A 22,108-nucleotide genomic window follows, 5' to 3' on the forward strand; every position below is an offset into this window, starting at 1 on the left:
GTGCGCTAGGGATTCGGGATAGGGTCGAGCGCCTTGATCTTGCCCTCGTCGCTGATCTCGAACCGGACCGTGCCGATGCCGGTAGGGCAGCACGCCGCATCCTGACCTTGGCGCCACTGGTACTGCACACTGGCGGTCTGATTGCCGATCGAGATCACGTTGATGTAGGTCCGCGGCTCGGGCGTGGCAGGGCCGAGCGGGTTGTTCCGATCGAAGAACAGCACTTGCATCGGGCTGTCCGACGCGTCACCACCCTTGACCACGACCCAGTTCAGCCGGCAGTCGGGAGTGTGACCACGCGCCGTCTCGCGCCACTGCGGACCCTGCGGAAGGCCTGCCACCGCAGCAGAGACGGTCTCGGGCGTCGGCGCGTCGGATGGCGCGCAGGCCTGCGTGCTCGTCGGCGGCGGGCTCGGCGGGCTCCATCCGCAGCCGGCTGAGATGAGTCCAACGGCGATCAGCGCGGCAGGCAGGCGACGTGGCGGCATGGCCGCGAGCCTACGGGCGGTTACGCCGAAGCACAGAATGCGCGGGCAGATGAAAGCGCGTGGTTCATTGCTAAAGCGGGCGCCATAGGCCATATTGGCAATGAGCGACAACGGGGCGGAAACAGTGGCGGATACATCGAGCACAGCACCTAATATCAGGTCGGAGTGGCTGTCGAAATCGGCAGCCAAGACCAAGGGATCGGACAAAAAAGAAGTCCAATTCCACTACGACATCAGCAACGACTTCTTCAAGTTGTGGCAGGACCCCACTCAGACCTACAGCTGTGCCTACTTCGAACGCGACGACATGACGCTCGAGGAGGCCCAGATCGCCAAGATAGACCTCGCACTCGGCAAGCTGGGCCTGCAGCCGGGGATGACACTCCTCGACATCGGATGTGGTTGGGGCTCAACCATCATGCGGGCGGTCGACAAGTACGACGTCAACGTCATCGGCCTGACACTGTCGGAGAACCAGAAGAGGCACATCGAGGAGCACTGGTTCGCCAATTCCACGAGCAAGCGCCGTATGGAGGTACGGCTGCAGCCGTGGGAGGAATTCGACGAGCCCGTAGACCGGGTGGTGTCGATCGGCGCCTTCGAGCATTTCGGCTTCAGCAAATATGCCGACTACTTCAAGAAAACGTTCAACATCCTGCCTGACGACGGAGTGCAGCTGCTGCATTCGATCATCATCCCGAGCGACGAAGAGGTCCGCGCAAAGCAACTCAAGATCACGATGTCGCACCTGCGGTTCATCAAATTCATCATGGACGAGATTTATCCCGGTGGTCGACTGCCGTTGGCCGCCCTCATCGAGGAACACGCCACCAAGGCCGGCTTCACCGTGACGCGCGTGCAGCATCTGCAGCCGAACTACGTCAAGACGCTCGACACCTGGGCCGCCAACCTGGAGGCCAAGAAGGACGAGGCCATCGCGATCACCTCTGAGGAAATCTACGAGCGCTTCGTTAAGTACTTGAGAGGCTGCTCAGACCTGTTCCGCGAGGGTTACACCGATGTCGCCCAGTTCACCCTCGAAAAGGCTCCCGCTTAGCCGACATCATGTTGAACTTCGATCGGGAAGGATTCGGACAGAAGGGGGTCTGCCGATGCCGGGAGGCGTGATCAAGGACTCGACGACGATGAAAGTCGCCTACGAAGATGTCCAGGCCCACTACGACCTCTCGAATGAGTTCTTCGGCCTGTTCCAGGATCCGACGCGGACATACAGCTGCGCATACTTCGAGCGCGACGACATGTCACTGGAAGAGGCGCAACTGGCGAAGATTGATCTCGCGCTCGGCAAGCTGGGCTTGCAGCCCGGCATGACGCTGCTCGATATCGGGTGCGGCTGGGGCTCCACCATGAAAAGGGCCCTCGAGAAATACGACGTCAACGTCATCGGCTTGACGCTGAGCCGGAATCAATTGGCCCTCGGCCAGCATGTCGTCGACGGCGTCGACACCGACCGGTCGCGCAGAGTGATGCTGCGTGGGTGGGAAGAGTTCGACGAGCGCGTCGACCGGATCGTCAGTATCGAGGCGTTCGAGGCCTTCCCGAAGGAGCGGTACGTGCCGTTCTTCGAGATGTGCCAGCGCATCCTGCCGAACGACGGACGCATGGTGCTGCAGACGATCATGGGACAACCGATGAGGCGCTGGGCCGATATCGGTTTGCGGGTCACCATGAGCGACGTGAAGTTCATGCGGTTCCTCGGCACGGAAATCTTCCCGGGCGGCGGCGTGCCCTGCGACGAGGACATCGTCGAATGTTCCAGGAAAGCCGGCTTGACGATCGAACAACTGGAGTACCTGACGCCGCACTACGTGCGGACGCTCGACACGTGGACCGAACGACTGACGGCCGCCCGCGACCAGGCCATCGCGGTGACGTCGCCGGAGGTCTACGACCGGTACATCAGGTATCTGACCGGATGCTCAGATTTCTTCAGCCGCGGCATCAGCAGCGTCGGGCAGTTCACGCTAGTTAAGTAGACGGGCTCAGTACGCGCCGAAAACCAGGGCCACGTTGTGGCCGCCGACTCCGAACGAAGGACTGACCGCGTAGCGGTAGTCGCTCCGACGCGGCTCACCCACGATGACGTCGAGTTCGATCTCGCTGTCGAGTTCGGTGACGTTGAGTGTGGGTGGCGCGACGCCGTCGCGTAACGCCTGTACCGTCAGGACGGCTTCGATGGCCCCCGCAGAACCCAGTGAATGACCCAATGCTGCCTTGGGTGCGTAAACGGCGGGTCGGTGGGTTCCGAAAGCGGCCCGCAGCGCCCGCGCCTCGGCCAGATCTCCGTAGATGGTGCCGGAGGCATTGGCGTTGACGTGGTCGATGTCGGCCGGTTGGAGAGCCGCCTGCCTGATCGCACGGGTGACGGCTTCACCCGCCATCTCGCCTGACGGCTCGGGGGCCACGTCGTGGTGGCCGTCATAGGTGACGGCCGCGCCGAGGACCCGAGCCAGGATGTCGGCGCCACGAGCTTTCGCATGCTCCTCGGTCTCCAAAAGCATCAGCGCTCCGCCTTCGCCGAGCACCATGCCGTCACGATTCTTGTCAAATGGTCGACTGGCGCCTTCGGGGTCGCTGTTGTTTGTCGACAGCATGCCCAGCACGCTGAACGTCGCCACAGGTACGGCCTCGATCCGGGCTTCCACGCCGCCGCAGATCGCGACGTCGGCATCGCCGAACACGATGTGTTGCCAGCCTTGCTGGATAGCGGCTGCGCCGGAGGCATCAGATAGCACCGGCGACATGATTCCTGCCCTGGCTTTGTGATCCAGGCCGATCGCGGCCGCAGGCGCATTCGGCATGTGCATCTGCACCACGAGCGGCATCTTTCGAACCGCCCTCATACCCTCGGCTTTCAGATCCTGGTAAAGACCGATAAGCACCTGGGTCGAAGCCAGCGCTTGCCCAACGGAGACGGCGAGCCGTCGGGGCTCCACCTCCGGCGACCCGGCCTTTTCCCAGAGCCGCCGCCCCAGCACCGCCGCCATCTTCTGCATATACGACATTCGGCGCACCTCGACGCGGGAAAGGTGGTCGTCGAAGTCCTCCCGCAGTTCACCGCCGATCCGCACCTCGAGGTCGAACTCGTCGAGGAAGGGCTTCTCGAGCGTCCTGATACCACTTCGGCCGTCCAGGAGCTGTCGCCACGTGTCCTCAGCGTTGGGCGCAAGAGAGGTCGTCGACTCGATCGCGGTAACGACGACGTCGGGCCGTCCGCGTCCACCGTTGCCTGTCATATGCCACCCCCTTGTGCCTCAAGGAAAAATGCCCTCAGCCCAGAAAATGAAACCTCGGCGACGGCGCGTGATCAGAACTCGATGGTCGGCCTGTACATGTCGAGCCACACCGCCAGGTCGAGGATCCGTTCCATGCGGGTGCGTTCGACCGGCGCGAGGGTCTCGGGATCCAACTCGACGAGTCGTTCCAGGGCCTTACGGTCGATCAGACTGAACAGCGCGTCGTTGCCAGAGCCGAACAAATCCTTGACGTGCGCCTGAATCGCGGCGCCGTACTGGGGATCCGAGGTGGACGGGTACGGGCTCTTCACGCGGTTGACCACCGACTCGGGCAGCACGTCGCGCGCCGCGCCGCGAAGCAGGCTCTTCTCGCGGCCGTCGTAGGTCTTCAGCGACCATGGCGTGTTGTAGACGTATTCGACCAGCCGGTGATCGCAGAAGGGCACCCGAACCTCCAGACCGACCGCCATGCTCATTCTGTCCTTGCGGTCCAACAGAATTCGCACGAACCGCGTCAGGTGCAGATAGCTCATGACGCGCATCCGGTGGGTGAAGTCGTCTTCACCGTCGAGCCGTTGCACTTCTGCGACTGCCTCGGTGTAGCGGTCCTGCATGTAGGTGTCGAGGTCGACGGCGGATCGCAACCCAGGCGTGAGAATCTCACCGCTGGTGTCGATGGGTCTGTCACCGATCGCGATCCAGGGGAACGCGTTGGTCTGCTGTACCCGAGGGTCGTGGAACTGCCGGTAACCGCCGAAGATCTCGTCGGCCGACTCACCAGAGAGTGCCACGGTGGATTGCTGACTGATGGCCTTGAACAACAGGTACAGCGAGGCATCCATATCGCCCAGCCCCAACGGCATATCGCGGGCCCCAACGACCTTGCGCCGCAGATCCATATCGGCCAGCTGGTTGTGATCAAGCACGATATCGGTGTGATCGGAGCCGATGTGGCGGGCCACGTCGTGCACATATGGCGTGTCCATCGTCTGCCGCATCTCGCTGGGCTTGAAGTTCTCGGCCTGATCGACGAAGTCGACGGCAAACGTGCGCACCGGCTCACTGAGCTCGCGGGCCGAAAGGACGGTAATGGCACTGGAATCCAGGCCGCCGGACAACAACACGCACTCGGGGACGTCGGCGACCAGTTGCCGGCGGACGATGTCGTCGAGCAACTCGCGCACGTGCGCCACGGTGGTGTCGCGGTCGTCGGTGTGCAGCTTCGACTCCAGCCGCCAGTAAGTGCGTTCGCGGACGCCGTTCGCGTCGACCGTGACGATGGTGCCCGGCTCGACTTCGGACATGCCCTTCCACACCGCGAGCCTGGGTGTCTTGACGGGCACGAGGCTTTCGCGAAGTCCGTCGACGTCGACGACCCGCTGTGCCAACGGGTTCGCCAGAATCGCCTTGGGCTCTGAGCCGAACAGGACGCCGTCGGGCGTGCGATAGAAGTAGAACGGCTTGATTCCCATGCGGTCGCGGATCATCACCAGCTTGCGATCGCGCGCATCCCAGATGGCGAACGCGTACATGCCGTTCAGCCGGTCGGCTACCGAATCTCCCCACTGCAGGTAGCCGCGCAGCACGACCTCGGTGTCACTGGACGTGGCGAAGGTATGGCCCGCCTGCCGCAGCTCCTCGCGCAGCTCGGTGAAGTTGTAGGCCTCGCCGCTGTAGACCATTGCCACATCGCCGTTGGTGTGGACACCGTCATCGGCTGGGCACCGCCGGGCAGATCGATGACGGCCAGCCGGCGATGGCCCAGCGCGGCGTTTCGCTCAACCCACACACCCGATGCGTCGGGGCCCCGGCATGCCATGGTTTCGGTCATCGCGTCGACGGTTCGACGTTCCTGACGCAGATCCCGTGAGTAGTCCACCCAGCCGGTGATTCCACACATGTCCGACCCTCCATATGTTTCGACTCCGTTAACTATATTGGTACCCTATGTATTCGGCACACAGCAAAGTCACAGCCTCAAAACCGAAGCCACGAACAAGGATTCGCGGATAAAAAGTGGCAGACGTCACCCTTAGATGACGCCTGCCAGTCCAGTGATTGATTGGGGGTTATCCGGCGGCCAGCGCCTTCTTTCCGTAGATCCGCTCGAGCAACGCGGTGTCCCCGTGCACGTCCATCCGCACGGTCTTGCCGTCGCGAATCGTCATGACGTCGACATCCTCACTGGTTTCTCCGTCGATCGTGACCTCCGTGATGGCCACCACCGTGTCGCCTTCGGCGATCAGCCGTTTCACGGTCACCGTCGGCGACTTCTCGGCCAGCCGACCCAGAAACTCCATGACTTCGCTCTTGCCGTGGAAGGTACCGCTGATGGCGCTTTGGCCGGGCTGCACCCATTCGATGTCGTCATCGAAAAGGTCCATCACCGTCTGGACGTCACCTGCCGCGAAAGCGGCGTAGCCCTTTTTGACCAGTTCCTTGTTGTTTTCCTGCTCGGACACTGTAAATGCCCCCTTCGTGCGCATCCGATAATTCGGCCGCGAGAGGAGTGGCCGGTCTGGGGAGCCGCAGGGGCGCGACTTTCGGATCAGTCAGACCGTTCGCCGCCAAGCACATTGTCGAACTCGACCCGGAGCGTTTTGCAGCGATTCGCACGAATGATATGGCCGCTGCTGCAGACGCAAATAGGTCTTAGGTGGGCTTGCTCCCCCGGCTGGACTCGAACCAGCAACCCTTCGGTTAACAGCCGAATGCTCTGCCAATTGAGCTACAGGGGATTGCCCTGCCCGCGAGCTTCCGCCGCGGGCCGAGGGTTGACTTTAGCTTACGTGCCGGTCGGCCCGCCAATGATCTCCCGACTGGGCATGCACCCCCCGCCGTGAGGCAGGATGGACCCGTTGCACCGTCGTCTGGGAGGGGCCCTGTGTTCCGGTATGTCGCCGTATTGGCCGTCGGCTATGTGTTGGGGACTAAGGCCGGCCGGCGTCGATATGAGCAGATCGCGGGCACCTATCGCGCCGTTACCGAAAGCCCGGCCGCCAAGGCTGTGATTACGGCCGGACGCCGCAAGATCGCCAACCGGGTCTCACCCGACCCGCAAATGGTGACGTTGACGCCGATCGACGCCCAAACCGACGTACTTGAGCCCGAGACGGAGCCTCAGCCAGCCGCGAACAAAAGGAGCTAGTTAAGGCCCCTGTTGATGGTGGTGCCCGGCAACATCACGCCGTTTTGATAGTTGTTGGGGCCGTAGACACCCCAGGGCGTGCCGCCGCTGATCGGCTGGCCGTTGGAGTAGCCCAGGCACTTGCCGTCCTCTTGGTTACCGAACCACGCGAGGCACTGGCCGGGATAGGCCTGCTGCTGTGGCTCGGCAGACGTCAGAGTCGCCGCGACGATGACCGGTGCCGCAGCCGTGGCGGCCGCGAAAGCGCTGACAATGATCCACCGACGGGTCTTCTTCGAAGCCACCAACTTGCCTTTCACCTTCGGGCCCAGGGCGTCTACACCATAACGCCGGACGGCGAATTATGCAGTCAGGTCGTCGCCGCTGGCCTGTTCCAGCAGGCTGCGGCGATACGCCTCCATCGCGACCAGGTCGCCGAACAGTGCGTGGTATTCGTCGCCCTGCTCGACCGGAGACATGCGCTGCAGCTTCGATTTGACCTCGGCGATCTGCCGCCCGACGGCGACCTCCTGCAGACGGGCGAGGACACCGCTGATGTACCGCGGTAACTTCTCGTCATCTTCCACGCTGATGGATTCCACGCCGAGCTCGTTGACCAGGCTCGCCGCCGCCTCCGAACCGGTCTGCGCACGGACGGCTTCGATCCATTCGGCGCCCGCGGCGCCAGCCGACGTACCACCGGCCGCCGCGATCGCGTTGCGCACCGCGGCATAGCCGGGGTGGGTGAAGGTCTCCGGCGTCAACGCGTCGAATACCGGGCCGGCGATCGCGGCGTACTGCAGCGCCGACTTCAGCGCTTCCCGCTGCGGCCACAACGTGGGGTCGCGCGGGTCGGGCCGCGCCACCGTCTTGGCAGCGGCAGCCGCCGCCCGGCCACGCGGCTGCGGAGTCTGTTTGCCGCCCTTGGCTTGATCCCGGACGCGGCCCACCACTTGGGCGACGTCCTCCCAGCCCACCCAGCCGGCCAGCTGGCGCGCGTATTCGTCGCGCAGCGTCGGGTCCTTGATGCGCGCCACCATCGGCACGCACCGCCGCAGCGCGGCCACCCGCCCCTCGGCGTTGTCGAGGTCGTGGTCAGCCAGCGCAGTGCGAATTGCGAACTCGAACAACGGGGTTCGGCGTGCGACGAGGTCGCGCAGGGCTCCGTCGCCGTGCCGCAGCCGAAGGTCACACGGGTCCATGCCGTCGGCGGCAACCGCAACGAACGACTGGCCCGCGAGGTTCTGTTCACCGTCGAATGCTTTGACGGCGGCAGCCCGGCCCGCCGCATCACCGTCGAACACGTAGATGAGCTCGCCTCGAAAGAAGTTGTCGTCCATCATGAGTCGCCGCAGCATCGCGAGGTGCTCGTCGCCGAAGGCGGTTCCGCACGACGCCACCGCCGTCGTCACACCGGCGACGTGCATGGCCATCACGTCGGTGTAGCCCTCGACGACCACCGCCTGATGGGACTTGGCGATATCGCGCTTGGCGTGGTCGAGACCGAACAGCACCGACGACTTCTTGTACAGCACCGTTTCGGGGGTATTGACGTACTTGGCCTGGTTCTGGTCATCGTCGAACAAGCGGCGCGCCCCGAAACCGATGACCTCACCGCTGGACACCCGAATCGGCCACAGCAGCCGACGATGGAAACGGTCCATCGGGCCGCGTTTGCCTTCTCGCGACAGCCCCGCGGCTTCGAGCTCCTTGAACTCAAACCCCTTGCGCAGCAAGTGCTTTGTCAAGGTGTCCCAGCCCGAGGGCGCGAAGCCGCAACCGAACCGCGCCGCGGTCTCGGCGTCGAAGTTGCGGTCGAGCAGGTATTGCCGCGCGGGGGCGGCTTCATCGGAGTTCAGCGCCTCGGCGTAGAACTGCTGGGCGGCGGCGTTGGCGGCGAGCAGCCGGCTGCGGCTGCCGCGGTCACGCTGCACGCTGGTTGCCGCACCGGTGTAGGTGACGGTATAGCCGACGCGATCGGCGAGCAGTTCGACGGCCTCGACGAAGCTGACGTGTTCGATCTTCTGGACGAACGCGTACACGTCACCGCCCTCACCGCAGCCGAAGCAGTGGAAATGGCCGTGGTTGGGGCGCACGTGAAACGACGGGGACTTCTCGTCGTGGAACGGGCACAGACCCTTCAGCGAATCGGCTCCCGCGCGGCGCAGCTGCACGTAATCGCCGACCACGTCTTCGATGCGCACGCGTTCACGAATGGCCGCGATATCGCGATCAGGTATCCGGCCGGCCACGGGCTCAGTCTAGAGCCGGTTCCAGCCTCTCCAATCGCCCTTCGGTGAACGACGCGATCTGGTCGATGACCACGCGAAGCCGCTCACCATCGTCGGAGGCGGCGTTGAAGGCTGGCACCAAGATCGGGTCGAGCGTCGCAGGTGCACCCGCCGACAGCCACTCGGCCACCCGGTGGATGCGCTCACGCTGGCGGGCCTGCAGTTCAAGGTGTCGCGGGTCGGACATGATGAACTGCAGCGCCAGCACCTTCAGCAGCGTGACCTCGGCCCGCACGAGTGCCGGCACCTGCAGGTCTGCGGCGTAGCGGACCAGCGGCTGCGGTCCGGCTATGGCGCGGGTGGCCGCGATGGCGGCCGAGGCGAAGCGCCCGACCAACTCGCTGGTGAGCTTCTTCAGCGCCACGGATGCCGCGAGCGTGGCGTCGTACTTGCCGACGCCCGCGACCATCGGCAGCTCGGAAAGCCGGCCCGCCGCCGACACCAGCTCGTCGGCGGACAGGCCGCCGCCCATGCCGCTCGACTCCCCCAGCCGGCCCAACTCGGCGGCGGCATCGTCGTCGGCGAGCACGCGAAGGTCGATCCGCCCCGACACCACGCCGTCCTCGACGTCGTGCACGGAATAGGCCACGTCGTCGGCCCAGTCCATCACCTGGGCCTCCAGGCACGGGCGGAACTCCGGCGCGCCGTCACGCATCCAGTCCGCGGCGGCCACGTCGTCGCGGTAGAACCCGAACTTGCTGGCCCGCGTGCCGCGTTGCCACGGATACTTCGTTACCGCGTCCAGCGCCGCGCGGGTCAAATTCAACCCCGCGCTATGGTCTTGCGGGTCAAGGACTTTGGGTTCGAGCCGGGTCAGGATGCGGAAGTTCTGCGCGTTGCCCTCGAAGCCGCCGTGTGCGTCGGCGATCTCATTGAGGGCGCGCTCACCGTTGTGGCCGTATGGCGGATGCCCGATGTCGTGGGCGAGGCCGGCCAGGTCGACGAGGTCGGGATCGCAGCCAAGCCCGATCGCCATGCCGCGGCCGATCTGTGCGACCTCGAGCGAATGTGTGAGCCGGGTGCGCGGGGTGTCACTCTGCCGCGGGCCGACGACCTGTGTCTTGTCGGCCAGTCGACGCAGCGCCGCGCAGTGCAGTACCCGCGCTCGGTCGCGGGCGAAATCGGTGCGGTGTTCGGTGTCGGTTCCCGGCAACCCGGCACGCTTCGGCGGTTCGACCACCAGCCGCTGCCGGTCGAACTCGTCATACGCATCTTTGTCATTCGCCACGTTATTCGCCACCGACGCACAGTCTGCCAGGACGGATCGGCCGTACCCGCTGTCATGCCCCGCCGAGTCGATACATTGGCGGGCATGCGTATAGCCCGCCTGCTCAGCCTGGTCCTCGCGATTGCGGCCGCAGGTGTGCTGCTGGCCCCGAGCGCGGGCAGCACGCCGCCGTTCCGGTTGCCAAGCTATGTCACCGATCAGGCTGATGTGCTGAACGGCTCGCAGGTCACCCAGGTACAGCAGGCCGTCGACGAGCTCTACAACGACCGCCGAACCAGGCTCTGGGTCGTCTACGTCGACACCTTCAACGGCCTCGGCGCGGTGAACTGGGCCGAGAGCACCAGGCGAACAAGCGACTTAAATACCGACGACGCCATCCTGGCGGTGGCGGTCAGGGACCGCTCCTACGCCTTTTTGGTGCCGACGCAGATCGTCAGCGACTCGAAGTCCAATGACATCCGCCGCAATGTGATCGAGCCAAAGCTGCGCGCCAACGACTGGGCCGGCGCGGCCGTCGCAGCGGCCGAGGGACTGAATTCGGCGAGCGCATCGGGATCCGGTATCTCGACGTTCGGGCTGCTGGTCGCCTTGGCGATCATCGCGATCCTCGTGCTGTTGCTGTGGCTGTGGAGCAGGCGGCGACGTCGCAAGCGGCGCGAGGCCGAGCTCGCCGCGGCCCGCCGCGTCGACCCGTCTGATCCGAACGCGCTGGCGACGCTGTCGATCGACGCACTCGACGACCTGTCGAGGTCGATCGTGGTGGACGTGGACAACGCCGTACGAACCAGCGACAACGAATTGAGTTTGGCGGTCGAGGAATTCGGCGAGCGGGAGACGGCGCCGTTCAGCAAGGCGGTCGCCGCCGCGAAAACGACTCTGGCGCAGGCATTCAACGTGCGCCAGATTCTCGACGACGCCATACCCGAGTCGCCCGCGCAGCGCCGCGACCTGCTGACCCGGGTGATCGTCGCAGCGGCCAAGGCCGACCGAGAGCTCGATGCCCAGCGGGAAGCCTTCGCGCAGTTACGGAACCTGGTGATCAACGCGCCGACCCGGCTGAATTCGTTGACCCAGCAGATGGTCGATCTGACCGCGCGGCTGGAGCCGGCACAGCAGGCGCTGACGGCGTTGGGCAAGCAATTCGCCCATACGGCAGTGGCTTCGGTGGCCGGCAACGTCGAGACCGCCAAGCAGCGGCTGGGTTTCGCCGATCAGAACATCACCAACGCGCGAAACCTGTTGACCCGGCCCGCGGACAGCCAGACCGGGCTCGTGGACGCGATCCGGGCCGCGGAGTCGGCGCTCGGGCAGGCGCGCACGCTGCTCGATGCGGTGGACAGCGCCGGCACCGACATCAACCGGGCGATCGCGACGCTGCCGGCGGCGATCACCGACATCGAGAACGGCATCAAGGCCGCGGGTGATCAGCTGGCGCAAGGCGACAGCGCGCACGTCGCCGAGCTCAGCGCCGCCCGCGATGCCGCCGTCACAGCCGTGGCAGACGCGCATCGCAACGGCACCGCAGATCCGTTGGGGGCTTTCACCAAATTGACTCAGGCCGATGCGGACCTGGATCGGCTACTGGCCAGCGTCGCCGAGGAACGCGAGGCCGCGGCGCGGCTCAGCCGCGCATACGACCAGGCCGTGTTCACCGCCCGGTCGCGGGTGCGGGCCGTGTCCGATTACATCGACGTGCGGCGCGGCAGCATCGGGCCGGAGGCGCGTACCCGGCTCGCGGAGGCAGTGCGCCAGCTGCAGGCCGCTCAGGACAAGCGGGAGACCAACCTCAACGAGGCGATCGCGCACGCCAACGGCGCCGCGATGCTGGCGTCGCAGGCGCAGTCGATGGCGACGGCCGACGCCCAGGCCGCTCAGCAGGCGTATGTCGGGCGCTACGGCGGCGGAGCCGGCTCCAACATGGGCGCCGTGCTCGGCGGCATCATCCTGGGCAATATCCTGTCCGGCTCGATGCGCGGCGGATTCGGCGGCGGATTCGGCGGCGGTTGGAGCTCTACGTCGTACGGCGGGTCCGGCTGGGGCGGCGGCGGTGGTGGCCTCGGCGGTGGCGGCGGCCGCTTCTAGGGCTCCCGACTTATCCCGTCAGCGTGCGTGTTTGCACCCGACACCCCCCGCATTTTCGGCTCTTTGCGCACCCTCGCACGCCACGATCATGCTCGAATACCCGACGCCTCAACGGATCCGCACCACGCACGACCTTCGGCAACACGTCGCTTTGCGCACTGTGAAACGCCGTCGAGAGTGCGCGAAGTGATCACAATCAGCGGCGTGTCGGGGAACAAACACGCACGCTCGCGGATAGAAAGGCCGGCCGCGCTCCTCAGGCGCCTTTGAGACGGACCGCGAGGTAGTCGGGCACGGCGTCGAGGGCGACGCGGTCCTGCGACATCGTGTCACGCTCGCGGATCGTCACCGCGTGGTCGTCGAGCGTGTCGAAGTCGACGGTGACGCAGAACGGCGTGCCGATTTCGTCCTGGCGCCGATACCGCCGACCGATCGCGCCTGCGTCATCGAATTCGACGTTCCACGACTTGCGCAACTCGGCAGCGAGGTCGCGCGCCTTGGGCGACAGGTCCTCGTGGCGCGACAGCGGCAGCACCGCGGCCTTGACCGGCGCGAGCCGCGGATCCAGCCGCAGCACGGTGCGCTTGTCGACACCGCCCTTGGCGTTGGGCGCCTCGTCCTCGGCGTAGGCATCGACAAGAAACGCCATGAACGATCGCGTCAAACCCGCTGCCGGCTCGATCACGTACGGCACGTAGCGGGTGTCGCTGGCCTGGTCGTAGAACGACAGGTCGACACCGGAATGCTTTGAGTGCGTGGACAAGTCGAAGTCGGTGCGGTTGGCGATGCCTTCCAGTTCACCCCACGGGTTGCCCTGGAAGCCGAACTTGTACTCGATGTCGACCGTGCGGTCGGAGTAGTGCGACAGCTTGTCCTTGGGGTGCTCGTACAGCCGTAGGTTGTCGCGGTTGATGCCGAGGTCGACATACCAATCGAGCCTGGTGTCGATCCAGTACTGGTGCCACTGCGGCGCGCTGTCCGGCTGAACGAAGAACTCCATCTCCATCTGCTCGAACTCGCGGGTGCGGAAGATGAAGTTGCCGGGGGTGATCTCGTTGCGGAAGCTCTTGCCGATCTGGCCGATGCCGAACGGCGGCTTCTTTCGCGCCGTCGTCACGACGTTGGCGAAATTGACGAAGATGCCCTGCGCGGTCTCGGGCCGCAGATAGTGCAGACCTTCCTCGGTCTCGATCGGCCCGAGGTAGGTCTTGAGCATCATGTTGAAGTCGCGGGGTTCGGTCCACTGTCCCTTGGTGCCGCAGTCTGGGCAGGCGATCTCGCTCATCGGGACTGAAGCCGGATCAACGGCGGTATCGCCCTTACCCTTCTTGGCGGCGTAGGCCTCCTGCAGGTGGTCCTGGCGGTGGCGCTTGTGGCAGTTCAGGCATTCGACCAGCGGGTCGTTGAACACCTCGACGTGTCCCGACGCCACCCACACCTCGCGCGGCAGGATGATCGCGCTGTCGAGGCCGACGACGTCGTCGCGGCCGGTGACCACCGAGCGCCACCACTGCCGCTTGATGTTCTCCTTGAGTTCGACACCCAAAGGGCCGTAGTCCCAAGCGGACTTGGTCCCGCCGTAGATTTCGCCGGACTGGTACACCAGGCCACGGCGCTTGGCCAGGTTTGCAATGGTGTCGATGATCGAGGAAGACTTCGAGGAAGACGCAGCCACGGGTGACTAGCGTAACGATGCGCCGTTGACATGCGTAATCGCGCATGTATCGTGGCGACATAATGAAAACGGTTTCCAACTACTCGTCGGGGCTGGCCGCGGATGACGATGACCACATCCTCGACATGGCGGGCGACCTGCTGCGCGCTCTGGCCGCCCCGGTGCGGATCGCGATCGTTCTGCAACTGCGCGAGTCGTCGCGGTGCGTCCACGAACTCGTCGACGCGCTGGCCGTGCCGCAGCCGTTGGTCAGCCAGCACCTGAGGATCCTCAAGGCCGCAGGTGTGGTGGCCGGCGAGCGCTCGGGCCGAGAGGTGCTCTACCGGCTGGTCGATCGCCACCTCGCCGATATCGTGGTTGCCGCGGTAACGCATGCCGCGGAGGACGGATGAGCGCCCCCGGCGTGCGCGCCACCCGGCAGCGCGCGGCGATCTCGGCACTGCTGGAGAACCTGGACGACTTCCGCTCCGCGCAAGAGCTGCACGACGAACTGCGCCGCCGCGGCGAGGGCATCGGCTTGACGACGGTGTACCGCACGCTGCAGTCGATGGCCGCCGCCGGACAGGTCGACACGCTGCGCACCGACACCGGTGAATCGGTATACCGGCGCTGCTCCGAGCATCACCACCACCATTTGGTGTGCCGGGCCTGTGGTTGCACGGTCGAGGTGCAGGGCGGGCACGTGGAGAAGTGGGCCGCCGACGTCGCACGCGAGCACGGCTTCTCCGACGTCAGCCACACGATCGAGATCTTCGGCGTCTGCGGCGGCTGCTCGCCGAGCGCCTAGACGCCGATCAACGTCTGGCGCACGTCGGCGCCCGCGCTGAGCACCATCATGATCAGGGTCCGCAGCGCATCGTCGGTCAGGCCAGCGGCCGGAAAGTTGTACCGCAGCGTGACATCGGCGACGCCGCCGCCGGCGACGTGCTCGGCCAGCGATACCGTGCCGAGGACGGTGTCGTGCGCCAGACCAACGACCTTGTCGCGAATCTCATTGTCGACAGCCAGGTCCCAGGCAAGAATTTGGGTCAGCGACACCATCTCGAGGTCCTCGGCGATCGCCACCACCCGCAGCGAGGCAAACGTGTGCTCGTAATGAACGGTCAGAGCACCGTCGTCTTCCTCGTCGAAAGCCAGCACGCCGGTGAGTGTGCTGCGCAACCGTTCTCCGAGCTCCATCAGGCCCGGCCGAACCTGCGATTGCGGTTCACGTACTCCTCGCACGCCGCCCACAGATCGCGGCGGTCGTAGTCGGGCCAGAGCTTGTCCTGGAAGACATATTCGGCGTAGGCGGCCTGCCACAGCAGGAAATTGCTGGCCCGCTGCTCCCCCGACGTCCGGATGAACAGGTCGACGTCGGGAATGTCCGATCGGTGCAAGTGCTTGGCGAACGTCGCCTCGCTGATCCGGTTCGGGTTGATCTTGCCGTCCACCGCCTCCTGCGCGAGTTCCCTTGCCGCCTCAACGATTTCGGTGCGGCCGCCGTAGTTCACGCAATAGTTGATCGTGATGACATCGTTGCCGACGGTCATCTGCTCGGCGATGTCGAACTCCTTGATCACGCTGCGCCACATCCGCGGTCGCGAACCGACCCAGCGCATCCGCACGCCCATGTCGTTGAGGTTCTCGCGCCGGCGCCGCACCACCTCGCGGTTGAACCCCATCAGGAAGCGGACCTCCTCGGTGCTGCGCTTCCAATTCTCCGTCGAGAACGCGTAGACGGTCAGGTGTTTGATGCCGATTTCGATGGCGCCGCAAGTGATGTCGATGAGCACCGCTTCGCCCATCTTGTGGCCCTCGGTGCGGTGCAGCCCCCGCTGGGTGGCCCAGCGCCCGTTGCCGTCCATGACCACCGCGACGTGATGGGGCACCTGGTCGGCCGGGATCACGGGGGCGGCGGCTTTCGAGGTGTGCTGCGGCGGACGGGCGAACCGGCCGTTGGTACGCGGCGGCAGGTCAGGGAAGACGACCGGCCAGGTGGACTTGTCCGGAAAGGTGGGATAGTCGTCAGGCGCCGGAGGCAGCTGAGGGTGGATAGCTGTCGAGGCCCTTCTCGAGGTCCCCGGCCCCTTCCTTTTCACTACCACGGGTGACATCCTGCCCGAACAGCGCCACGCGATGCTCGGCGACCGCGCGATCAACCCGGTAGACACGCTCGACCAGCGGCAATGTCCGAAGTTGACGCTCGAGATGCCACTGCAGATGCGCCGCCACCAGCCCGCTGGCCTGGGTGCGGTGCGACTGTTGCGAGGCCTGCGCGAACTCCCAGTCGCCGTCGTAGAGCGCCGACATCAGGTCGAGGACCGCCTGCGGCGGCGTCGCCGAACCCGAAGGCCGACAGTGCACACACACGCTGCCGCCCGCCGCGATGTGAAATGCCCGGTGCGGACCCGGCGCGGCGCAGCGGGCGCACTCGGTGAGCGCAGGCGCCCACCCGGCGATTCCCATGGCGCGCAGCAGGTAAGCGTCCAGCACGAGCTCCCACGGGCGGCTGCCGTCGGCCACCGCGCGCAACGCCCCGACCGTCAGCCGGTGCAGCGCCGGCATGGGCGCGCGCTCCTCGCCTGCCAGCCGTTCGGCGGTCTCCAAGATGGCGCATGCGCACGTGTAGCGGCCGTAGTCGCTGACGATGTCGGCGGCGAACGCATCGATTGCCTGCACCTGGGTGACGATGTCGAGATTGCGGCCGGGGTGCAGCTGGACGTCGATGTGGGCGAACGGTTCCAGCCGGGAACCGAACTTGCTGCGAGTGCGTCGAACCCCCTTGGCCACGGCGCGCACCATCCCGTGCTCATGGGTGAGCAGGGTGACGATCCGGTCGGCCTCGCCGAGCTTGTGCTGGCGAAGCACCACCGCCCGATCGCGGTACAGGCGCATCCGCTCAGTTTCTCATCGTGTACCGACAGAGCCGGTAAGCAGCGCCGGGATATTGTCGACATCGATGGCCATGTCCCCCGTGCTTCCCCCGTTCTCGGCGCCAAAATCCAGGTTTCCCACCTTGACGAGCCTGCTGTATCGGCTGGCCAGCGGCAGCGTGACCTCTGTTGAACTGGTACGGCAGTCGCTGGATGCGATCGAGGCCAGCCAGCCGACGCTCAACGCGTTTCGCGTGGTGCTGCGCAAGCAGGCGCTCGCCGACGCCGCCAGGGCCGACCGGCGACGGGCCGCCGGACAGCACGCCGCACTGCTCGGGGTGCCTATCGCCGTCAAGGACGACGTCGACGTCGCGGGTACCCCGACCATGTTCGGCGCGGCGGGCCGGGTGCGACCGGCGGTGGCCGACGCCGAAGTCGTGCGGCGGCTCCGCACCGCGGGTGCGGTCATCGTCGGCAAGACGAACACCTGCGAGCTCGGCCAGTGGCCGTTCACCAGCGGACCCGCGTTCGGCCACACGCGAAATCCGTGGTCGCGCAACCACACTCCCGGCGGCTCGTCCGGAGGCAGCGCGGCGGCAGTGGCCGCAGGACTGGTCACCGGCGCCATCGGATCCGATGGGGCGGGCAGCGTCCGGATCCCCGCGGCGTGGACGCATCTGGTCGGTATCAAGCCGCAGCGAGGCCGTATTTCGACATGGCCGCTGCCCGAGGCGTTCAATGGCATCACCGTCAACGGCGTGCTGGCCCGGACCGTCACCGACGCGGCCCTGCTGCTCGATGCCGCGTCAGGCAACGTCGACGGCGACCGCCACAAGCCGTCGCCCATTCAGGCGGCCGAAGCCGTCGGCCGGGCGCCCGGCCCGCTGAGGATCGCGCTGTCAACACGGTTTCCCTTCAACGTGTTCCGGCCCAAGCTCAACCCCGACATCCGCGCCGCGCTGCACACCGTCGGTGAGCAACTCACCGAGCTCGGCCACACGATGGTCGCGGCCGACCCCGATTACACCGTCGGGATGTCGTGGAACTTCCTGTCGCGGTCCACGTCAGGCTTGCTGGACTGGGCCGACCGCCTGGGCCACGACGTGGAGCTCGACCGCCGCACCGTCGCCAACCTTCGGATGGGCCGGCTGCTGTCGGAGAACGCGCTACGGAAGGCCCGCGCGAAGGAAGCCGCCGCACAGCGTCGCGTCGGTTACATCTTCAACCTGGTCGACGTCATCGTTGCGCCGACGACCGCCCTGCCGCCGCCTGCCCTGCACCACTTCGACAACCGCGGCGGCTTGTCCACCGACCGGGCGATGATCCGGGCCTGCCCCGCGACGTGGCCGTGGAACCTGCTGGGCTGGCCGTCGATCAACGTGCCCGCCGGCTTCACCTCCGAGGGATTACCGATCGGCGTGCAATTAATGGGTCCCGCTGACAGTGAGCCGCTGCTGATTTCCCTTGCCGCCGAGCTAGAGGCCGTAAACGGCTGGGTCACCAAGCAGCCTGACCCGTGGTGGACCGAATCAGCCGGCTAGGCCGGAAACGGGCGATCGGCGTAAGGTGCGGCGGCGTGAAGGTGTGGCGCTGCGCAGCCGTGCTGTCGGTGATGACGGTGCTGGGCGGCGTCAGCATGCCGTCTGCGGTCGCCGACAACAAGCGGCTCAATGACGGGGTGGTCGCCAACGTCTACACAGTCCAGCACCAGGCCGGCTGCCGCAACGACGTGAAGATCAACCCGCAGCTGCAGTTGGCGGCGGAGTGGCACACCAACGACGTGCTGAACAACCGCGCACTCGACGGCGACGTCGGCTCGGACGGGTCGACTCCGCAGGCGCGGGCCGCCGCGGCGGGCTATCGGGGTGCGGTCGCCGAGACCGTCGCGATCAATCCGGCGCTGGCGGTCAACGGCGTCGAAATCATCAACCAGTGGTACTACCGGCCCGACTACCTGGCCATCATGTCGGACTGCGGCTACACGCAGATGGGCGTCTGGTCGCAAAACAGCCTGGACCGCTCGGTCGTTGTCGCCGTGTACGGCAAGCCGGCTTAGAAGCCGAGGCGGCCAAGCTGTTTGGGGTCGCGCTGCCAGTTTTTCGCGATCTTGACGCGCAGGTCCAAATACACCTTGGTGCCGAGCAGCTTCTCGATCTGCGTGCGGGCGGCGGTGCCCACCTCACGCAGCCGCGCGCCCCCCTTGCCGATCACGATGCCCTTCTGGCTGTCCCGCTCGACGAAGAGGTTGGCGCGCACATCGACTAACGGGTTGAGATCGTCGCGGCCTTCGCGCGGGGTGACCTCTTCGATGACGACCGCCAGCGAGTGCGGCAGCTCGTCGCGGACCCCTTCGAGTGCGGCTTCGCGGATCAGCTCGGCCATCAGCACTTCCTCGGGCTCGTCGGTCAATTCGCCGTCGGGATAGAACGCCGGCCCCGGCGGTAGCTGATCGGCGAGCACGTCTATCAGCACGTCGACCTGTTCGCCCGTCGTCGCCGACACCGGCACGATCTCGGCTTCGCCGACCAACTCGCTGACCGCGACGAGCTGTGCGGCCACCCGGTCCCGCGGCACCTTGTCGATCTTGGTGACGATCGCCACCAGCGTGGTCTTCGGCGCGACGGTCCGGATCTGTTCGTAGATCCACCGGTCCCCCGGCCCGATCGACTCGTCGGCGGGAATGCATAAGCCGATGACATCGACCTCCGAATAGGTGTCCCGAACAAGATCATTGAGTCGTTGGCCCAGCAGAGTCCGCGGCCGGTGCAGGCCAGGGGTGTCCACGAGCACGATCTGGAAGTCGTCGCGGTGCACGATTCCACGGATGGTGTGGCGCGTGGTCTGCGGACGGTTGGACGTGATCGCCACCTTGGCGCCGACCAGCGCGTTGGTCAGCGTCGACTTGCCCGTATTGGGCCTGCCGACGAAACAGACGAAGCCGGAACGGAACTCGCTCACGCCGGGCTTCACAAGGGCGAGCCCGACCGATCGGTGACAATGACCGCGGCGTCGGCGGACAGTTCGCGCACGGCCGCGACTCCGGGGTCGTCGTCCGATCCGCCGACGAGCACGGCCGCCTCGAGTCCGGTCGCACCGCTGGACACCGCTGCGGCCACCGCCGCCTGCAGCGCCGTCAAACTCAGCGCGTCAAGCCGCACCGGGGCGCCCGCATAGGTACGGCCGTCCTCGTCGCGCACGGCGGCGCCGCTGCCCGCTTCGGCGCGGCCCATCGCTCCGCGCGCCAGCGTTACCAGCTTGGCGTCCTCCGCGTCGAGCTCAGTCATTGTCGCCTTCCTGCTCGGATGCGACGGGGCTGACCAGCACGGTGCCGATCCGCACCCGGCCGCGATGGTCACGGCCGCCCTCGGCCCGCAGCTGCAGCTTGTCCCAGGTGACCTCGGCGCCGGGCAGCGGAACCCGGCCGAGTTCGAGCGCCAGCAGGCCGCCGACAGTGTCGACGTCGAGGTCCTCGTCGAGCTCGATGTCGTACAGCTCACTGAGGTCCTCGATCGGCAGCCGGGCCGACACCCGGTAGCGCTTGTCCCCCAGCTCTTCCACGGGTGCGACCTCGTTGCTGTCGTACTCGTCGGCGATCTCGCCGACGATCTCCTCGAGCACATCCTCGATCGTCACCAGCCCGGCGATCGCCCCGTACTCGTCGACCAGCAGCGCCATGTGGTTGCGGTCGCGCTGCATCTCGCGCAGCAGCGCGTCCAACGGTTTGGAGTCGGGCACGAACACTGCGGGGCGCATCACCGCCGAGACTTTGGTGTCGCGTCCGCCGTTGTTCGAGTAGTAGGTGCGCTCGACAAGGTCCTTCAGGTAAACGACACCGACCACGTCATCGACGTTTTCACCGATCACCGGGATGCGGGAATGGCCGCTGCGCACCGCGAGCGACGTGGCCTGGCCCGCGGTTTTGTCGCTTTCGATCCAGACCATCTCCGTGCGGGGCACCATCACCTCACGCGCCGGGGTGTCGCCGAGCTCGAACACCGACTGGATCATCCGACGTTCGTCGTCGGCCACGACCCCGCTCTGCTGGGCGAGATCGACGACTTCGCGCAGTTCGATCTCCGAGGCGAAGGGACCGTTGCGGAAGCCGCGGCCCGGCGTCAACGCGTTGCCGATGAGCACGAGCAGACGGCTGATCGGTGTCAGCAGCACCGAAATCGCCTGCAGCGGAACGGCTGCGCCCAACGCGATCGTGTAAGCGTTCTGCCTGCCGAGCGTTCTGGGCCCGACGCCGATCACCACGAAGCTGACGACGACCATGATCGCGGCCGCTGCGACCAGACCCCAGTCCAGACCGAGATGCTCGTAGAGGTAGTCGACCAGCAAGGCCGTCGCCGTGATCTCGCATGCGATGCGCAGCAGCACAACAAGGTTGGTGTAGCGCGGACGTTCGTTGACCACCCGGGCGAGCCGGACCGCGCCGGGCCGCTCGTCGCGCACCATCTCCTCGATGCGGGCGATCGATACCGCGCTGATGGCCGCGTCGATGGCGGCGAACAACCCACCGAAGCAGATCAGCGCGATGGCGCCGAGCAGCGAACCCAGGCCGGTCACGGCTGGTCGAAGTACCGGGACTTGTCCAGCAGCCGCCGATCCTTCTCGGTCTGGCGGTCCTGGTGATAAGCCTCGACCTGTGCGGCCACCCACTCCTCGAGCAGTTGGCGTTGCAGCGTGAACATCTCTTTCTCTTCGTCCGGTTCGGCGTGGTCGTAGCCCAGCAGGTGCAGCACACCGTGCACCGTCAACAACGCGAGTTCCTGGCCGAGGGTGTGCCCGGCCGCTTTGGCCTGGTCAGCGGCGAACTGCGGGCACAACACGATGTCGCCGAGCATCGAAGGCCCCGGCTCGGGTGCATCGGGCCGCCCACCAGGTTCGAGCTCGTCCATCGGGAAGCTCATCACGTCGGTCGGCCCGGGCAGGTCCATCCACCGCATGTGCAGATCGGCCATCGCGGCACTGTCGAGCAGCACCATCGAAAGCTCCGCGGCAGGATGGACTTTCAGTTTCTTGATGACGAAACGGGCGACGCTGACGAGTTCTTCTTCGGAGACGTCGAGGCCGGACTCGTTGGATACTTCGATGCTCATGCC

The 22,108-nt window shown here is 66.0% G+C and carries 21 protein-coding genes, 1 tRNA gene and 2 pseudogenes; 8 read left to right on the plus strand and 16 right to left on the minus strand.

Annotated features, from left to right (window positions below):
- Nucleotides 1–5 precede the first annotated feature (5 nt).
- Nucleotides 6–488 (minus strand): LppP/LprE family lipoprotein, encoded by a 483-nt coding sequence (locus A5651_RS15655; protein WP_066982420.1) that lies wholly within the window; start codon nucleotides 486–488, stop codon nucleotides 6–8.
- 100 nt (nucleotides 489–588) lie between these two features.
- Here A5651_RS15655 and A5651_RS15660 point away from each other — a divergent pair, with 100 nt between their 5' ends.
- The gene (locus A5651_RS15660; RefSeq protein WP_066982423.1) at nucleotides 589–1,545 is read left to right on the plus strand and encodes a cyclopropane mycolic acid synthase family methyltransferase; all 957 of its coding nucleotides are present in this window, start codon (nucleotides 589–591) and stop codon (nucleotides 1,543–1,545) included.
- Nucleotides 1,546–1,600: 55 nt separating this feature from the next.
- Nucleotides 1,601–2,485, plus strand: coding sequence for a cyclopropane mycolic acid synthase family methyltransferase (locus tag A5651_RS15665; RefSeq protein ID WP_304441189.1), 885 nt, complete (start codon nucleotides 1,601–1,603; stop codon nucleotides 2,483–2,485).
- 6 nt (nucleotides 2,486–2,491) lie between these two features.
- Here the strand turns inward: A5651_RS15665 and A5651_RS15670 are convergent, their stop codons facing one another.
- The 4 genes and pseudogenes from A5651_RS15670 to A5651_RS15685 all read right to left on the minus strand — a co-directional run bounded on the left by A5651_RS15670 (nucleotide 2,492) and on the right by A5651_RS15685 (nucleotide 6,483).
- Nucleotides 2,492–3,745 carry a KasA/KasB family beta-ketoacyl-ACP synthase gene (locus tag A5651_RS15670; protein WP_066982426.1) on the minus strand — a complete coding sequence of 418 codons (1,254 nt, stop codon included), beginning with the start codon at nucleotides 3,743–3,745 and terminating at the stop codon, nucleotides 2,492–2,494.
- A gap of 71 nt (nucleotides 3,746–3,816) precedes the next feature.
- Nucleotides 3,817–5,645 (minus strand): annotated as a pseudogene (asnB, locus tag A5651_RS15675) (asparagine synthase (glutamine-hydrolyzing)).
- A 169-nt stretch (nucleotides 5,646–5,814) separates the two neighbouring features.
- On the minus strand, nucleotides 5,815–6,207 hold the full coding sequence (locus A5651_RS15680; RefSeq protein ID WP_066982429.1) for a nuclear transport factor 2 family protein: 393 nt from the start codon (nucleotides 6,205–6,207) through the stop codon (nucleotides 5,815–5,817).
- A 203-nt stretch (nucleotides 6,208–6,410) separates the two neighbouring features.
- A tRNA-Asn gene (locus A5651_RS15685) sits at nucleotides 6,411–6,483 on the minus strand.
- Nucleotides 6,484–6,629: 146 nt separating this feature from the next.
- On the opposite strand from A5651_RS15685, the gene A5651_RS15690 reads away from it, so the two are divergent.
- Nucleotides 6,630–6,893 (plus strand): hypothetical protein, encoded by a 264-nt coding sequence (locus A5651_RS15690; RefSeq protein ID WP_066982432.1) that lies wholly within the window; start codon nucleotides 6,630–6,632, stop codon nucleotides 6,891–6,893.
- On the opposite strand, the gene A5651_RS15695 is transcribed toward A5651_RS15690, so the two are convergent.
- Genes A5651_RS15695 through A5651_RS15705 form a run of 3 tightly spaced genes read right to left on the minus strand, consistent with a single transcriptional unit; the run spans nucleotide 6,890 to nucleotide 10,391 of the window.
- Nucleotides 6,890–7,177, minus strand: a complete 288-nt coding sequence (locus A5651_RS15695; protein WP_369803957.1) for a hypothetical protein — start codon at nucleotides 7,175–7,177, stop codon at nucleotides 6,890–6,892. The genes A5651_RS15690 and A5651_RS15695 overlap by 4 nt on opposite strands.
- Before the next feature lie 57 nt (nucleotides 7,178–7,234).
- A complete protein-coding gene (dnaG, locus tag A5651_RS15700) occupies nucleotides 7,235–9,124 on the minus strand; it encodes a DNA primase (protein WP_066982434.1) in 1,890 nt (629 codons plus the stop codon).
- Between the two features lie 4 nt (nucleotides 9,125–9,128).
- Complete coding sequence (locus A5651_RS15705) at nucleotides 9,129–10,391, minus strand: deoxyguanosinetriphosphate triphosphohydrolase (RefSeq protein WP_066982436.1); 1,263 nt, start codon at nucleotides 10,389–10,391, stop codon at nucleotides 9,129–9,131.
- A gap of 84 nt (nucleotides 10,392–10,475) precedes the next feature.
- Between A5651_RS15705 and A5651_RS15710 the strand changes: the two genes are divergently transcribed.
- Nucleotides 10,476–12,473 carry a YgcG family protein gene (locus A5651_RS15710; protein ID WP_066982439.1) on the plus strand — a complete coding sequence of 666 codons (1,998 nt, stop codon included), beginning with the start codon at nucleotides 10,476–10,478 and terminating at the stop codon, nucleotides 12,471–12,473.
- 256 nt (nucleotides 12,474–12,729) lie between these two features.
- On the opposite strand, the gene A5651_RS15715 is transcribed toward A5651_RS15710, so the two are convergent.
- Nucleotides 12,730–14,118, minus strand: coding sequence for a glycine--tRNA ligase (locus A5651_RS15715; RefSeq protein WP_197496637.1), 1,389 nt, complete (start codon nucleotides 14,116–14,118; stop codon nucleotides 12,730–12,732).
- Between the two features lie 92 nt (nucleotides 14,119–14,210).
- Here A5651_RS15715 and A5651_RS15720 point away from each other — a divergent pair, with 92 nt between their 5' ends.
- Both A5651_RS15720 and A5651_RS15725 read left to right on the plus strand, forming a co-directional pair.
- Nucleotides 14,211–14,540 carry a metalloregulator ArsR/SmtB family transcription factor gene (locus A5651_RS15720; protein ID WP_066982444.1) on the plus strand — a complete coding sequence of 110 codons (330 nt, stop codon included), beginning with the start codon at nucleotides 14,211–14,213 and terminating at the stop codon, nucleotides 14,538–14,540.
- Nucleotides 14,537–14,935: a Fur family transcriptional regulator gene (locus tag A5651_RS15725; protein ID WP_066982446.1), complete on the plus strand. Its 399-nt coding sequence runs from the start codon at nucleotides 14,537–14,539 to the stop codon at nucleotides 14,933–14,935. Before A5651_RS15720 ends, A5651_RS15725 begins: the two co-directional genes overlap by 4 nt.
- On the opposite strand, the gene A5651_RS15730 is transcribed toward A5651_RS15725, so the two are convergent.
- Genes A5651_RS15730 through recO form a run of 3 tightly spaced genes read right to left on the minus strand, consistent with a single transcriptional unit; the run spans nucleotide 14,932 to nucleotide 17,025 of the window.
- On the minus strand, nucleotides 14,932–15,327 hold the full coding sequence (locus tag A5651_RS15730; RefSeq protein WP_066982449.1) for a hypothetical protein: 396 nt from the start codon (nucleotides 15,325–15,327) through the stop codon (nucleotides 14,932–14,934). The two genes, A5651_RS15725 and A5651_RS15730, sit on opposite strands and share 4 nt — an antisense overlap.
- Nucleotides 15,327–16,235 carry a decaprenyl diphosphate synthase gene (locus A5651_RS15735; RefSeq protein ID WP_369803958.1) on the minus strand — a complete coding sequence of 303 codons (909 nt, stop codon included), beginning with the start codon at nucleotides 16,233–16,235 and terminating at the stop codon, nucleotides 15,327–15,329. The genes A5651_RS15730 and A5651_RS15735 overlap by 1 nt, the downstream gene beginning before the upstream one ends.
- Entirely contained in the window at nucleotides 16,156–17,025 is an 870-nt protein-coding gene (gene recO, locus A5651_RS15740) for a DNA repair protein RecO (protein ID WP_066982455.1), read from the minus strand. Before recO ends, A5651_RS15735 begins: the two co-directional genes overlap by 80 nt.
- A 64-nt stretch (nucleotides 17,026–17,089) precedes the next feature.
- Here recO and A5651_RS15745 point away from each other — a divergent pair, with 64 nt between their 5' ends.
- Entirely contained in the window at nucleotides 17,090–18,544 is a 1,455-nt protein-coding gene (locus tag A5651_RS15745; protein ID WP_369803959.1) for an amidase, read from the plus strand.
- Nucleotides 18,545–18,615: 71 nt separating this feature from the next.
- A pseudogene (locus A5651_RS15750) lies at nucleotides 18,616–19,053 on the plus strand (CAP domain-containing protein); the annotation flags it as partial.
- Between the two features lie 2 nt (nucleotides 19,054–19,055).
- Here A5651_RS15750 and era read toward each other — a convergent pair.
- From era to ybeY, 4 genes are read right to left on the minus strand one after another with little or no spacing between them, the layout of a single operon-like run.
- Complete coding sequence (era, locus tag A5651_RS15755) at nucleotides 19,056–19,961, minus strand: GTPase Era (RefSeq protein ID WP_066982552.1); 906 nt, start codon at nucleotides 19,959–19,961, stop codon at nucleotides 19,056–19,058.
- 8 nt (nucleotides 19,962–19,969) lie between these two features.
- Entirely contained in the window at nucleotides 19,970–20,287 is a 318-nt protein-coding gene (locus tag A5651_RS15760; RefSeq protein WP_066982458.1) for a cytidine deaminase, read from the minus strand.
- Nucleotides 20,280–21,572 (minus strand): hemolysin family protein, encoded by a 1,293-nt coding sequence (locus A5651_RS15765; RefSeq protein ID WP_066982461.1) that lies wholly within the window; start codon nucleotides 21,570–21,572, stop codon nucleotides 20,280–20,282. Before A5651_RS15765 ends, A5651_RS15760 begins: the two co-directional genes overlap by 8 nt.
- Nucleotides 21,569–22,105, minus strand: a complete 537-nt coding sequence (gene ybeY / locus A5651_RS15770) for an rRNA maturation RNase YbeY (protein ID WP_066982464.1) — start codon at nucleotides 22,103–22,105, stop codon at nucleotides 21,569–21,571. The genes A5651_RS15765 and ybeY overlap by 4 nt, the downstream gene beginning before the upstream one ends.
- Nucleotides 22,106–22,108 lie beyond the last annotated feature (3 nt).

This window comes from Mycobacterium sp. 1274761.0 (assembly GCF_001668615.1).
Classification (GTDB): Bacteria; Actinomycetota; Actinomycetes; order Mycobacteriales; family Mycobacteriaceae; genus Mycobacterium.

Bases quoted from the DNA above. Each gene is read 5' to 3' on its own strand.
- A5651_RS15660 (WP_066982423.1), top strand. From the start codon at position 589: ATGAGCGACAACGGGGCGGAAACAGTGGCGGATACATCGAGCACAGCA.
- A5651_RS15730 (WP_066982449.1), bottom strand. From the start codon at position 15,327: ATGGAGCTCGGAGAACGGTTGCGCAGCACACTCACCGGCGTGCTGGCT.
- A5651_RS15710 (WP_066982439.1), top strand. From the start codon at position 10,476: ATGCGTATAGCCCGCCTGCTCAGCCTGGTCCTCGCGATTGCGGCCGCA.
- ybeY (WP_066982464.1), bottom strand. From the start codon at position 22,105: ATGAGCATCGAAGTATCCAACGAGTCCGGCCTCGACGTCTCCGAAGAA.
- A5651_RS15670 (WP_066982426.1), bottom strand. From the start codon at position 3,745: ATGACAGGCAACGGTGGACGCGGACGGCCCGACGTCGTCGTTACCGCG.
- A5651_RS15655 (WP_066982420.1), bottom strand. From the start codon at position 488: ATGCCGCCACGTCGCCTGCCTGCCGCGCTGATCGCCGTTGGACTCATC.
- A5651_RS15720 (WP_066982444.1), top strand. From the start codon at position 14,211: ATGAAAACGGTTTCCAACTACTCGTCGGGGCTGGCCGCGGATGACGAT.
- A5651_RS15725 (WP_066982446.1), top strand. From the start codon at position 14,537: ATGAGCGCCCCCGGCGTGCGCGCCACCCGGCAGCGCGCGGCGATCTCG.
- A5651_RS15760 (WP_066982458.1), bottom strand. From the start codon at position 20,287: ATGACTGAGCTCGACGCGGAGGACGCCAAGCTGGTAACGCTGGCGCGC.
- A5651_RS15745 (WP_369803959.1), top strand. From the start codon at position 17,090: ATGGCCATGTCCCCCGTGCTTCCCCCGTTCTCGGCGCCAAAATCCAGG.
- recO (WP_066982455.1), bottom strand. From the start codon at position 17,025: ATGCGCCTGTACCGCGATCGGGCGGTGGTGCTTCGCCAGCACAAGCTC.
- A5651_RS15665 (WP_304441189.1), top strand. From the start codon at position 1,601: ATGCCGGGAGGCGTGATCAAGGACTCGACGACGATGAAAGTCGCCTAC.